Annotated in this window: 11 protein-coding genes; 7 read left to right on the forward strand and 4 right to left on the reverse strand. The window is 50.2% G+C overall.

Annotated features, from left to right (window positions below):
- Nucleotides 1-113 precede the first annotated feature (113 nt).
- The 7 genes from LLH06_RS01775 to LLH06_RS01805 all read left to right on the forward strand — a co-directional run bounded on the left by LLH06_RS01775 (nt 114) and on the right by LLH06_RS01805 (nt 10,004).
- Nucleotides 114-509 (forward strand): hypothetical protein, encoded by a 396-nt coding sequence (locus LLH06_RS01775; RefSeq protein ID WP_228171538.1) that lies wholly within the window; start codon nt 114-116, stop codon nt 507-509.
- 117 nt (nt 510-626) lie between these two features.
- Nucleotides 627-1,766: an efflux RND transporter periplasmic adaptor subunit gene (locus tag LLH06_RS01780; RefSeq protein ID WP_228171539.1), complete on the forward strand. Its 1,140-nt coding sequence runs from the start codon at nt 627-629 to the stop codon at nt 1,764-1,766.
- Between the two features lie 76 nt (nt 1,767-1,842).
- On the forward strand, nt 1,843-5,004 hold the full coding sequence (locus tag LLH06_RS01785) for an efflux RND transporter permease subunit (protein WP_228171540.1): 3,162 nt from the start codon (nt 1,843-1,845) through the stop codon (nt 5,002-5,004).
- Nucleotides 5,005-5,017: 13 nt separating this feature from the next.
- Nucleotides 5,018-6,457, forward strand: coding sequence for a TolC family protein (locus tag LLH06_RS01790; RefSeq protein ID WP_228171541.1), 1,440 nt, complete (start codon nt 5,018-5,020; stop codon nt 6,455-6,457).
- 127 nt (nt 6,458-6,584) lie between these two features.
- Nucleotides 6,585-7,868, forward strand: a complete 1,284-nt coding sequence (locus tag LLH06_RS01795; protein WP_228171542.1) for a glycoside hydrolase family 2 TIM barrel-domain containing protein — start codon at nt 6,585-6,587, stop codon at nt 7,866-7,868.
- A 79-nt stretch (nt 7,869-7,947) separates the two neighbouring features.
- A complete protein-coding gene (locus LLH06_RS01800; protein WP_228171543.1) occupies nt 7,948-8,631 on the forward strand; it encodes a response regulator transcription factor in 684 nt (227 codons plus the stop codon).
- Nucleotides 8,632-8,645: 14 nt separating this feature from the next.
- Entirely contained in the window at nt 8,646-10,004 is a 1,359-nt protein-coding gene (locus tag LLH06_RS01805; protein ID WP_228171544.1) for a HAMP domain-containing sensor histidine kinase, read from the forward strand.
- An 80-nt stretch (nt 10,005-10,084) separates the two neighbouring features.
- Here LLH06_RS01805 and LLH06_RS01810 read toward each other — a convergent pair whose 3' ends face one another.
- The 4 genes from LLH06_RS01810 to LLH06_RS01825 form a co-directional block, all read right to left on the reverse strand.
- Nucleotides 10,085-10,891 carry a hypothetical protein gene (locus tag LLH06_RS01810; protein WP_228171545.1) on the reverse strand — a complete coding sequence of 269 codons (807 nt, stop codon included), beginning with the start codon at nt 10,889-10,891 and terminating at the stop codon, nt 10,085-10,087.
- 522 nt (nt 10,892-11,413) lie between these two features.
- Nucleotides 11,414-11,857, reverse strand: a complete 444-nt coding sequence (locus LLH06_RS01815) for a hypothetical protein (RefSeq protein WP_228171547.1) — start codon at nt 11,855-11,857, stop codon at nt 11,414-11,416.
- Between the two features lie 173 nt (nt 11,858-12,030).
- A complete protein-coding gene (locus LLH06_RS01820; RefSeq protein WP_228171549.1) occupies nt 12,031-12,576 on the reverse strand; it encodes a hypothetical protein in 546 nt (181 codons plus the stop codon).
- Between the two features lie 292 nt (nt 12,577-12,868).
- Complete coding sequence (locus LLH06_RS01825; RefSeq protein ID WP_228171554.1) at nt 12,869-14,116, reverse strand: tagaturonate epimerase family protein; 1,248 nt, start codon at nt 14,114-14,116, stop codon at nt 12,869-12,871.
- Nucleotides 14,117-14,209: the final 93 nt, after the last annotated feature.

The raw sequence follows: 14,209 nt of genomic DNA on the forward strand, positions 1-14,209 counted from the left end.
GGGTATTTATGTGTTGATACATATAAAATATCGATCGGTTTCTTATTTACATAACAAATTTGTTATCATATATTTAAGCTGATCGCTCTTAAATTTATAATTTTGCAAAAGCAGTGCTAAAAAAATGGCTACATATCATCCTGTCGGTATGGCTGATCAACTCGGTCACCTACTTTCATGGGAGCAATACGGCCGATCTTTTTAGCCCGGTGCAGGAGCAGCACGACGCTGATGAGGAGTGTGTACACATCAACACCTGGACCGACTGCCTTGGCCACCTCATGGATGACGATGATGACGTTCCTGAGAAGGCCCATAAGATCAAATCTCCGCGCCGTTACGTGCGCTTGCGTAACGCAGGTATAAAGGCGCTTCTGTTCTCGCCACCGCTTAAACTAACGTATAAGTATTTCAGGTCGGCGGTTGCGGGCAATACCAGCAATTACACCATTGGCGTAGCATTGCGTCCTGCTTATTACGCCTTTCTATTCCGGCTCTGCCCTTTCTGATACATAAAAGCTTTCTCGACCCGATCACTGTGCTGCATGGCCTTGCTTTGCCGTGCCCTGCCGTATAGCTTTTTACAGGGACCACTACGCCCTTTATGTTTTCAGACTTAACACACCATGACCGAAATTAAACGAGTTCATAGCTGGTTGGCAGTTGTTGCTGCTGCATTTTTATTAGCCAGCTGTTCTTCAAAAGATAAAAATAACGAGGCCCAGGACACCCTGGAGATGCCCGTATTGACCATCAAGACACAAGACACCACCCTGCAGACCGCCTATGTGGCCGATATACAGGCCCTGCGGAACGTAGAGGTGCGCTCACGCCTGAAAGGCTTTTTAGAAAAGATATTTGTTGACGAGGGTAAGCCCGTGACCAAAGGGCAGATCCTTTTCAAGATCAATGATGAGGAGTACCGCCTGGCGCTCTCTCGCGCCAAAGCGATGCTCGGCAATGCCGAAGCCGATGCCGTGGCCACCCGCCTGGAGGTGGACCGCGTAAAGATGCTGGTGAACAAGAACGTACTGGCCGCATCAGAATTGCAGGTGGCGCAATCAAAGCTTAAGGCCGACGAGGCTACCATTGCCGAGGCCCGCGCCAATGTACAAAGTGCGCAAACACACATCGCCTACACTACCATACGTGCCCCGTTCGACGGCATTATTGACCGTATACCACTTAAGGGTGGGAGCCTGATCGATGAGGGTACACTATTGACCAGCATATCCGATATTAGTTCCATTTATGCTTACTTCAGCTTCCCTGAAAATGAGTATCTTAAATATCAGCGTATACTTAATAGTGGAGAACAGGAAGAGGGTGCTAATACCGTGAAACTGGGACTGGCCGACGGTAGCAGTTATGCCCACAGCGGCACGATCGAGACTATTGAAGGCGAGATCGAGCAAACCACCGGTTCCATTTCGTTACGGGCCAAATTCCCCAACCCACATAAGCTGTTACGTCATGGGGCCAGCGGTAAGATCTACATCACTTCGGAGATGGACAACGCGATCATGATACCGCAAAAATCGGTCTTCGAGGTGCAGGACAAGAGCTACGTGTACCTGGTCGGTCCTGACAACAAGCTCAAGATGCACAGCTTTGTGCCGTTGACCCGTTTTTCGCAATACTACATCGTGAAAGAGGGCTTAAAGGCGGGCGACAAGATCCTGTTCGAAGGTGCGCAGAACGCACGCGACGGTATGGTGATCAAGCCCAGCTTGTTGAGAACGGCTCCTGTACTGGCTGCCAAATAAGCCGTAACCCATTTATTGCTGAATGCTGCCTTTGCAATATGCTAAGGAGCTATCGTATCATTTAATACCCTGATAAATGTTCAACACATTCATTACGCGGCCTATCCTGTCGCTCGTAATATCATTGATCATAACCCTGCTGGGTGTACTGGCGCTGATCACGCTGCCGGTGACCCAGTTCCCCGATATCGTACCGCCATCGGTAACGGTGACTGCCAACTACGTGGGTGCCAATGCCGAGGTATGCGCCAAGGCGGTAGCCACGCCGCTGGAGCGTGCCATCAACGGTGTGCCCGGCATGACCTACATGTCGTCGGTTTGTAGTAACGATGGTTTGACCGTGATCCAGATCTACTTTAACGTTGGTACCGATCCTGATCAGGCCGCCGTTAACGTACAGAACCGCGTGGCCACCATTATTGATGAGATGCCTGAAGAGGTGATCAAAGCCGGTGTGACCACCGAAAAAGAGGTGAACAGTATGCTCATGTACCTCAACGTGATGAGTACAGATCCTGCCGCCGATGAGAAATTCATTTACAACTTTACCGACATCAACGTACTGCAAGAGTTAAAGCGTATAGATGGTGTGGGGCGTGCCGAGATCATGGGTGCCAAAGAATACTCGATGCGGGTATGGCTGAAGCCTGACCGCATGATGGCGTACAAAGTAAGCACCGACGACGTGATCGCTGCCATACGCGCCCAGAACGTGGAGGCCGCTCCTGGTAAGACCGGACAAAGCTCTGACCGCTCGCCTCAAATGATGCAGTACGTACTGCGTTATAAGGGCAAGTTCTTTGAGCCGAAGCAATACGAGCGGATCGTGATCCGGGCCAACGAGAACGGTACAGTGCTGACCCTGAAAGAGGTGGCCGATATCGAATTCGGTTCATTGACCTACAGCATGGTGTCTGAAACGGATGGTCGTCCTTCGGCATCCATCATGATCAAACAGCGCCCGGGTTCCAATGCCCGCGATGTGATCAATAACATCAAATCGCGCATGGCCGAGCTGAAGGAAACGCAATTCCCCAGCGGGATGACCTACAACGTGAACTATGACGTATCTCGCTTCCTGGATGCCTCGATCGATGAGGTGCTGCATACGTTGGTGGAAGCCTTCCTGCTGGTTTTCGTGGTGGTGTACATCTTCCTGCAAGATTTCCGCTCTACACTGATCCCTGCACTGGCCGTGCCCGTTGCGTTGATCGGTACGCTGGCCTTTATGCAGATGCTGGGCTTCTCTATTAACTTGTTAACGCTCTTTGCGCTCGTACTCTCTATCGGTATCGTGGTCGATAACGCCATTGTGGTGGTAGAGGCCGTGCACGTGAAGATGCACGAAGAACACATGAACGCCATGGATGCTACCCTAAGTGCCATGAAAGAGATCAGCGGAGCCATTGTGGCCATTACACTGGTGATGTCGGCGGTGTTCGTGCCGGTGGCATTTATGTCGGGTCCGGTAGGGGTATTTTATCGTCAGTTCTCGCTCACCATGGCCATCGCCATCGTGATATCGGGTGTTAACGCCGTAACGCTTACCCCGGCCTTGTGTGCCATCATGTTGAAGCCGAACCACAGTAATAAGAAAGGATTTATCGACCGGTTCTTTGCCAAATTCAACAAGGGGTATGATGCTGTGTCCAACAAGTACTCAGGATCGTTGACCAAGGTGGCAGGCCGCAGGGTGGTCACTTTGATCGCATTGGCGGTCTTCTTCGCCGCTACTTATGGCTTGAGCAGCATACTGCCTTCAGGCTTTATCCCTACAGAGGACCAAGGCATGATCTACGTGAACGTGACCACTCCACCAGGCGCCACTGTTGAACGTACCCAGGAGGTATTGAGTTCGGTGTACAAGCAAACCAAAAGCATCAAAGCTATCGAGTCGGTATCTACATTGGCCGGTTATAGTTTGGTGAACGAGGTGGCTGGTGCCTCATACGGTATGGCCATGATCAACCTGAAAAGCTGGGACGAACGCGAGGAATCACTGGACGACATCATCCGGGAGCTGCAGAAGCGTACGCGCAACATTAGCGACGCCACCATTCAATACTTCCCGCCGCCTACCGTACCGGGCTTTGGTAACTCCAGCGGTTTTGAGATCCGTATGCTGGATAAAAGCGGTACCGGCGACCTGCAAAAGACCGCCGAGATATCCAATGGCTTTATCAAAGCACTTAACGATGCGCCCGAGATCGAGAACGCTTTCTCCAGTTTCGACCCTAACTTTCCGCAGTACCTGATCAGTGTTGATCAGCATATGGCCGCCAAAAAAGGGATCACTATCGATAAGGCCATGAGCACCCTGCAAACGCTGATGGGTAGTTACTATGCCTCTAACTTTATCCGTTTTGGGCAAATGTATAAGGTCATGGTACAGGCATCGCCCGAATTCAGGGCCAAGCCTGAGGACGTACTGCAACTGTACGTGAAGAACGATAAGAACGAGATGGTGCCCTTCTCTACCTTCATTAAAATGGAGCGTGTTTACGGCCCTGAGCAGTTGACCCGTTATAATATGTACACCTCGGCCATGGTGAACGGCGATGCCGCACCGGGCTACAGTAGTGGTGATGCCATCAACGCGATCAAGCGTATCGCCGAAGAAAAGCTTCCTAAAGGTTACTCTTTCGAATGGTCTGGTATGACGCGCGAGCAGATCCTGTCAGGTGATCAGGCCATCTATATCTTCATCGTGTGTTTGGTGTTCGTGTACCTATTGCTGGCCGCGCAATACGAGAGCTTGTTGCTCCCGCTGGCGGTGATCCTGTCCTTGCCTACGGGTATTCTCGGAGCATTCTTCTTCCTCAAGATAACTGGGCTCGAGAACAACATCTACGCCCAAGTAGCGCTGGTAATGCTCATTGGCTTGCTGGGCAAAAATGCCATTTTGATCGTGGAATTCGCCGTGCAGCGGGAGCGTGAAGGTGCTACGGTATTGCAGGCCGCCATTGAAGGTGCGGTATCGCGTTTACGCCCGATCTTGATGACCTCGTTCGCGTTCATTGCCGGTTTGATCCCGTTGTGTATCGCCAGCGGGGCGGGCGCCATGGGTAACCGCTCGATCGGTACGGCTGCTGCCGGAGGCATGCTGTTAGGAACCTTCTTTGGCTTGATCCTGATCCCCGGGTTGTATGTCATCTTCTCCGGTCTTTCGGGCAAGAAGAAAAAGCAGGAACCTGTGCCTGTGGCCTTAGAACCTGAACTGAACACCACTTACCATTAATTGAAGTTCCTTTATGCTCAAATATAAGATCCATATATTCTCGCTGCTGATCGTGATCGGTTTGGCGGCATGTCATCCGCTCAAGACCATACCCACCAGCACACGTGATACTGTACCTGCCACTTATACCGGCAAAACCGACAGCACCAACGTGGCGGCTTTACCCATCGGCAGCTTTTTCACCGATACGTACCTGGTACAACTGATCGATACCGCCTTGGCGGCAAACCCTGATATATTGACCGCCTTGCAGCGTGTCGAGATCGCCAACGCCAACCTTAAATATAACAAGGTGCAGTTGCTGCCCTCACTAAATGGCGATGCCCGCGCAGGGGTGGAACGTTATGGGGATTACACCATGAACGGAGTGGGTAACTATGACACCAACCTGTCGCCCAACATCAACGGTGATCAGCGTATCCCTAACCCAACGCCTGATTACTTTGTGGGTTTCCGCAGTAACTGGGAGGTCGATCTGTGGGGACGATTACGTAGCCGTAAAAAAGCCGCTTATGCTCGTTTTTTGGCAAGCCAGGCAGGCTACCGCATGGTGATCACGTCGCTCACCGCGCAGATCGCCACGGCTTATTACGAATTGCTGGCACTTGACAATGAGTTGCGCGTCATCCGCAAGAACATTGCCCTGCAGAACGATGCGCTCGAGATCATCAAGGTCCAAAAGCTGGGTGGCCGTGCTACTGAATTGGCCGTTCAACAATTTTTGGCGCAGCTAAAACGTACGCAGGGACTGGAATACGCCGTGATGCAGCAGGTCACCGAGACGCAGAATCAGCTGAACTTCCTGACCGGCAAATTCCCGAAAGACATCGTTCGCGATACCTCGATCAATACCCTAAAGTTGCCGGCGGTATTAAAAGCGGGCGTACCGACCCAGTTGCTGCTCAATCGGCCCGACATACAAGAGGCCGACCTGGAGCTTCGCGCCATGAATGCGGATATCAAGGCCGTGCACAGGACCTTCTTTCCGTCGTTAACGTTAACGCCTTACGTTGGCTTCAATGCCTTCGCCTCCAAACTGTTGTTCAATCCCGGCTCGGTGGCCTGGGGTGTGATCGGCGGACTTACCGCGCCGATCTTTAACAAGCGCCAGATCCGCACCGATTATGAAACGGCCATAGCTCAAGGCAATCAGGCGCTGTACAACTACCAAAAAACGGTATTGAACAGTTACCAGGAGGTACTCAACAACATCAAAGGGGTGGAGAACTACAGTCAGATCTATTCGCGCAAGCAGCAGGAGGTGCAGGCGCTCAACAATGCAGTGTCGGTAGCTAAGGATCTGTACCTGGTGGGCCGGGCCAATTACCTCGAGATCATCACCGCCCAGCGTAACGTGCTTGATGCGGAGCTCGAACTGGCCAATACTAAAAAGAACATCTTTATATCGGCCATTAACCTGTACCGCGCCGTGGGCGGTGGTTGGAAGCGTTAAACCGTTATCAACAAATATCACTCAATATCCAAGCCCTGTTGGTCATATCAGCAGGGCTTTTGTGCATAATAGTGTTACTTGTACACTTGGTTAAAAAAGGGGATATTGCGTTCACCAATTATTTCCTATGAAGATCTTTTCCATGTTGTTAGCCTTGGTAGCAGGGGCGTTTTTTACCTTGAATTGCCATGCACAGGGTCCGGTGCCCGTGAAAGTCAAAGCCACTAAAGATGGTTTTGAACTGTTGCGCAACGGCAAACCCTATTTCATCAAAGGCGCTGGCGGTACCAATTATACCGACCGCCTGGCCCGATACGGCGGCAACTCGATCCGCACCTGGGATACCCGCAACGGCACCGAGGTGCTCGACAAAGCACAAAGCCTTGGCCTTACCGTTACCATGGGGCTCAATGTGGCCCGCGAAAGGCACGGCTTTAACTATGATGATACCGCCGCAGTGCATGCTCAACTGGAGCGTTTACGTAAGGAGGTGATCAAGTATCGTAACCATCCGGCGCTGCTGATCTGGGGCATAGGCAATGAGCTGAACCTTGACTACAAGAATCCCAATGTTTGGAACGCGGTGAACGATATCGCCAAAATGATCCATGCCGAGGACCCCAACCACCCGGCTACCACGATGCTGGCGGGCGTGAACAAACGCGAGATAGACCTGATCAAAGAACGTTGTCCGCAGCTCGACCTGCTTTCGGTGCAGGTTTACGGCGGATTGGCCAGTGTACCGCAGCAATTGGCCCGTGCCGGATGGCAAGGCCCTTACATAGTGACCGAATGGGGGCCTACCGGCCATTGGGAAGGCCCGCAAACGGCATGGAAGGCATCGGTAGAAGAGACCAGCAGCCAAAAAGCCGCCGTTTATAAAAGTCGTTATGAGGCATCCATTCAAAAGGATAAGCATTGCCTGGGTTCATACGTGTTCTTATGGGGGCAAAAGCAGGAACGCACACCGACGTGGTACGGCTTATTTACCGAGGCCGGTGAAGAGAACGAAGTGGTGGATTTGATGCAGTATCTATGGACAGGTAAATATCCGGCTGATCGTGCGCCGCACCTGGCCGAAGCTTTGTTGAATGGAAAAAGCGCTACCGATAACATCTATCTCGAACCCGGGTCAAGTTACCCTATCGAACTCAAAGTGAACGACGCGGACAATGATCAACTTACCACCCGGTGGGAGTTACTTCCCGAAAGTACTGACCTGAAACAGGGCGGCGACCGTGAATCGCGCCCGGCACCAATTGCGGGGCTGATCAAAGCGGAACGGTATGACAAAGCGACCTTGAAAACACCCGAAAAAGAAGGGGCATATCGGCTTTTTATGTATGTAAGTGATGGGCACAACAAAGTGGCTACCGCTAACATACCTTTCTACGTGAATGCCAGCAGATAACTGTATGAACAGTGCATACTTTTGTTAAGTTTGCTGTTCGGCGAAGGGCTGCGGCCTCACGCACAATTATAGCAAGGGCATGGCACAAATACTGTTAGTAGAGGACGAGGACAAAGTATCGTCATTCATCAAAAAAGGGCTGAATGAGCATCACTATCATGTTGATGTGGCGCGCGATGGTGTGGCAGGCCTGTCAGAAGTGCTTCAAAAAAAGTATGACCTCATTATACTGGATGTGATGCTGCCCCTCATTAACGGGATCGACCTTTGTAAGCAGATCAGGCAAAAGCAAACGCAGGTACCTATTTTGATGCTGAGCGCCCTGGGTACCATTGATGACAAGGTGAACGGCTTACAAGCCGGTGCTGATGATTATTTGTTGAAGCCTTTCCACTTTAACGAACTGTTGGCCCGTATAGAGGCATTGTTGCGCAGGCGTAACATTGCCGAATCAGTAGACCATACCCTCAGCTTTGCCGATCTTAAGCTGGATACCTGGGACAAGACGGCCGAACGGGCCGGGAAAAAGATATCGTTAACGGCTAAAGAATACGTGCTGCTTGAGCTATTCATGCGCAACCCTAACAAGCTACTTTCGCGTGAGTACATCATGGAGAAAGTATGGGGGCTTAACTTTGATACCGGTACCAACATGGTTGATGTATATGTGAACTACCTGCGCAACAAGGTGCAAAAGGGGTTCGATACCAAGCTGATCCATACCGTGATCGGCATGGGCTATATCATGAAAGAGCAACGTTAATCAAACCGTAGCACATGAAGATCAAGACCCGCCTCTCGCTATACTTTACCCTGATCAGTTGCGGCGCGTTGTTGCTAGTGCTACTGGGTGTATATTTTGCGGTGTTCGCATACTCTAAGACCGACTTCATTAACAGGCTTAACGACCGCGTGAACGTGGCCTCCAAACTGTACCTCAAAGCCGATGAGATAGGAGAGGACTCGCTACTGCAGATACAGCAACAATATCTGGAAAAACTACCCGATGAGGTGATCCGGGTGTACGACGAGTCGAACACCTCGGCCTTTAATACCCGCAACCGGATCGATTGGACCAAGGACATCATTGAACAGGTGCGTAAGGATGGCTCCATAATGTACCAGGAAGGGTCGAGGCAGGTGATCGGTAAGTATTATCGCGACAACCAGGGCAACTTTGTGATCCTGGCCTCGGCCGTTGATGAGAATTTTAGTAAGCGGATCATTCAACTGGGCAAGATCGCTACGGCGTTCTTTGTGGTATTCAGCGTGTGCTTGTTCTTTGCGGGCCAATGGCTGGCCAAAAATACGTTGAGGCCCATTGAACGCATCATTGGGCAAATGCGGCAGATCCGGTCAAGTAACCTGCATTTACGCATCAAGGAGAATAAGAATAAGGATGAGATAGATGAGCTCATTAGTAACTTTAATAATCTTTTAGAACGGTTGGAGAATGCCTTCGAGATGCAGCGCAGCTTTGTGTCCAACGCGTCGCACGAGTTGCGCACTCCCGTGACCAGCATTATGGGCGAGGCTGATGTGGCACTCGAAAAGCCTCGTAACATGGATGAATACGAACGGGTGCTAAGATCTGTATCGGCCGATGCCATGCATTTACAGGAGACCATCACCAGTTTAATGGAGCTGGCCCAGGTAGACTTCAATTACACCCAGGCCGTGCTCACTCCGGTGCGCATGGACGAACTGGTGTGGGAGCTGCAAGAGTATTGGATGAACAAAAAGGATGCAGGCAAGCTCGACATCATTTTGGCCGATATGCCTGAGGACGAGAATGCGCTGGTGATACAAGGAAACAAGCCCCTGCTTAACATCGCCATCAATAATATTGTCCATAATGCCTTCAAATTTTCGGGTAATGCGCCGGTGCAACTGCATTTTGAGGTATTGGAACACAACATCGTGATGACCATTACCGACAAAGGCCCCGGCATCCAAGCTAATGATGTGGATAAGATATTCCGCTCGTTCTATCGTGCCGATAACACGCGCGACGTTCCGGGTAGCGGTATCGGCCTGTACATTGCCGGTAAGATCATACAGCTGTGTAACGGTACCATTAAGGTGGAGTCTGATGGCGTGTCGGGCAGTTCCTTTGTGCTTAACTTTGCTAAATGATCAAATGAGACAAATGAAAAAGCCGCTGCCTGTATCAGGTCAGCGGCTTTTTTGTAGATGACTGTTATGGCCTGCACCACTTATTGATAGCTGAATTTGACGGTGCTCACGGTCGGATTAAGTTGTCCGGGTTCGGTAACCTTGGTTTGGGCCTGAGTTGGGTAGCCGTTGCTGTTGTAAGTGTAGGCGTAAGTGGTGGTGCGCACCAAGTCATTATTCTCATCAGTAACAGTGGCTTTTACCGGATTATGTTTTGATGGTGCCTCGAACTTAAGCTGATAGATCTCGCTCACGCTATACAACGGGTTGTCGTGGGTGTCATACTCGTAAGTGGTACTTTCTGATAGCACATAAGTCTTGGTCAACCAGTTGTATTGAAGGTCACGCTGGGTCTTTATATCGCCATTGGCGTAGTACTCAAAGGTGGTTTTAATGAGTGGCACCGGGTTGGCCTCGTTGGGGATGAGTCCGTAAGTAACGATGTCGTTCAAAACGGCGTTGTTGTAGCTGAACTTAAAATAGCCCACATTGGCGCCCTGCAAACCTCCTTGATACATGTCTACCCGGTCGGTTAGGCCATTGGTAGCATAAGTGAATTTGAGTGCTTCCTGGTCAGATGAGGTCAGGCTGAACAGCTTATTGTTCTGGTAAGCCAGGTCGATCACGTCCGTCTCGCCATCTTCGGCGGTCGTTATCTTAGTGATATGACCGGCGCTATTGTACTCAAAGTTGGTGTAGTTGGTGGCCGAGGCCTCTACCCGCTTAAGTTTAAAACCATTGGCAGGTCTGTCGGCACCGTCGTTATCTTTTTTGCATGACGTGCTGAGCATGATCAAGGCCGCAGCGGCTAAGGTAAAAGCTTTGGATAATTGTTTAAATGGTTTCATGTTGTGTGTGATTGTGATAAAATAGGTGTGTTATTAATAATTATTCAGTTTAGGCGACCTTTGTGGCTGGGCAATAGCTTTCCATTTGGATACCTGGTATCCATTACATGGGTCGGAAAATGATGGTGAATTAGGAAGGTCTAAATGATCAGACCTTGAGGGAGCGTTGTTGCGCCGGTGTTGGCCGGCGCACTAACTGGTGATATAGGGTTTAGGTAGAGTGACATTTGTTGTGTATAAAGTTAGGTCGCTTTTGCTTCGGTATAGCGTAGACATTGTTGGCATGCCTAACGCTACAGCGAGCCAAAAAGATATTATCGCTTACTCTCTTTGTGGCCGCTTCCTTATTTGCAAAAGCACTTGATAGAGTAGGAATAGGATGGAAGGTTTAAGGAGATCTTTAAAATTAATTTGAAAGGCGCTATAATGAGTTGTACGCCAGTGTTTTAAATTATCCGTCTGTGCGTTGTGAAAAGCGACATGATCGCGCCAACAGCATGTAGCGCAGATAAGACAACACTTTCAATACTTGATCTTTACGCCCTGGCTTTGTTTCAGATCAGAGGCCAGTACCAAGCGGCGAATGAGTTTCTTGCCGCTATAAAGGTAAAGGGCGGCGGTGTTGGGTGGGGTGGTACCTTCGTTCTCGGCTTGCATCACCAAGCTGTTCATGCCTTTTTTGAGTACGATCTGGAATATGCGTTTGCGCTTGTGGTCGAGCGTGAAGTGGCTGATGATGGGCTTATTGTTATAAAATACCGTCACCACGTCGCCATCGGTCTGGTCGGCATCGTACATCTCGGCACGCAGGGTGCGGTTACGTGAGGTAAGGGTACGCAGGTAGGTGACCGGCCGCATGATCGCCACAGGTTTGGCAGTGGCAGTTGTTGCTGTCGTAACTGGTTGCTCCTGGGCAAAGGCCATCGCACTAATGGCAATAAGCGTTAAGGTAATGAGGCTCTTCATGGTCATTCTGCTAATAGATCTAAGGATAATGGATACGGATGGGAATCTGTAGTTCAATGTATGCTATTAAACGCCAGTTGCTTATCAAGTGTTTCAAACACTTTGATAAGGCTTATTAAACAACAGAGCGGCCTTTATAAGTGCCGCTCTGTTCAATCATACTGATCGATCAATTAGTGATGACCGTGGCCATGACCTTTGCCCGGACCACCGCCTGGGCCATGTCCGTGACCCTTACCCGGTCCGCCCGGACCATGTCCTGGCCCACGACCGTTACCTTTGCCAGGGCCGCCTTTCGGTCCTTTGCCGGGTTTATAATGATCCACATATTTAGTTTCCTTACTGTTGCGAATGATCACCTGGTCATGGCGTCCACGGTAACCGGCATAACGGCTACGATACACGGCGGCGCGTTCCCACGGGCGAGGCTCGTTGATCACCACTTTATAGTTGTTGTAAACGTTATAGTTACCAAAGCGTGATGGCAAGCTGCGTGAGCGTATCCAGCGGTTATCGTTCAGGTACACGTATTCGTGCGTATCTACGGCGTAGTAGCTATCAATGTCAGGCAGGTAATAGTAGTCTACATGGTCATAACCAACCGGGCCCCAGTCTGGCTGGCTGCCGATATTGATATTCAAACTTACCTGTGCATCGGCTTTATGGGTAGCTGCAACACCACTTACTAAAATGGCCGCTGCAATGATGAATCTTTTCATGGTGCTTGTTCTGCTAAAATTTGGAAGTATGACAAACACTGCAGGTCAAAAGTTTAAAAATTCGTGTGTATCGGTTCGGTTACGATCGGGGGGCATAGTATATCTTGCTACCACCACATCATTGCAAGGAACGAAGCGAACTTTACAGTGCATTGGATGGAACTCTATACTGACCGTACGCATTTTCTATATCAACCTAGTTCTATCTATTTAATAATTTATCAAATTCCTTTTTAAATGAAAAGGCCACACGCTTACCGCGTGTGGCCATCAACCTTATGATCTTTAACGCTTAGCTCAAGAACAATGGCACGATGTGGCGCTCGTAAAGGTTCAGGGTAACATTGGCCGCTACCACATCTTTGTATTTCTTTAAGGCAGCGTAATAGCGGTCGCCTTTTTCGCCGGCCACTTTGTAGGCCACGTGCAGCATCTGCCTGAAGTTAGGGTTCAGGTCGGGGTGCTTTTGATCATGGCGCAGGCTGTTGGCAAATTTTTCGCCGCTCCAGCCTTGTACCTCTTCGGCTGTAGGCAGCAGATCTTTTTTTACATCGATCACGGTGGCGTAAGGCACGCATAATTCGTCGAAGCGGCCCAGGGCGTCCAGGTATATCTCTTTGGCCAATTCCAATGCTTCATTGCCCGCCTCTGCCAAACCGATCATTTCTTCTAACCAAGTGGTGCCTGCCGTTTTAAGATGAATGCCGGTATCATGCTTTTTGATCAGCTTGCTGATAGGGGCATACAGCGAGAACTTATCGCTACCGGAGTGTACGCTCAGTTTCAGGTTAGCCGGTAAGCCGAACTCCTTGATCGCCCCCCTGATCACCAGTATATCTTCCTCGAACTCCTTAGTGAACTGCGCTAGATCACCCACATAATCAACACCTTTATTGAAACGGCCGGTGAATTTCGGGGCGATGGTCTGCGCCTTGATGCCATTATCGGCCAGGGCGCTTAAGATGAAGAATAGCTCAACAGGTGTTTGCGGGTCGTTCACCTCGTCCATTGATACCTCGGCAATGAAGTTGTCTTCACCTTTAGCATCGGCAATATGTTTATATAATTTACCCGCCTCGATCGCAGCCAGCAAAAATTTGCCGGCAATGTCGCGCAGTTTTTCTTCAGTAATCTCGAATTTTTCTTCGATGCCCGGTATCGATAAGCTGCCCACGAATTGTTGGCGACGCTGGATGAACGCCTCTATCTCGGCATCGGGAGCGGGCTTGCCAATAAAATCGGCCACATCGAGGGTGAAAAAGTCAGAACTTGCAATAAAGCCATCAACTGTGGCCAGCGTGATATGATCGGCGTCAACACGGTACGGGCCTGTCCAACCCAGCGCTTTTACGGCGGCATCAGCTTCGGCGCGTAACTCAGCAGGTTCGGTCTTTACGGTCTTGTGTTCGCGATTTGATTTGTTCCATACAGGAGTGATGTCAACACCTTGTTGTTTGGCCCTGGCAACTGCGGCAAGCTGTGCTTCGCCCTGATGCGCGAAACGATCGCCCATGCCGAACGAAAATTTTTCTAAGATCATATCTGTATCTGTTTAACGGTTGGTATTAGTTGCGCTAAATATAGATACCGTTAGTATGTGAACCGTCCTGATGGCTTTCCTGACCCAAGGCAT

It is taken from the genome of Mucilaginibacter daejeonensis (assembly GCF_020783335.1).
Lineage (GTDB): Bacteria > Bacteroidota > Bacteroidia > Sphingobacteriales > Sphingobacteriaceae > Mucilaginibacter > Mucilaginibacter daejeonensis.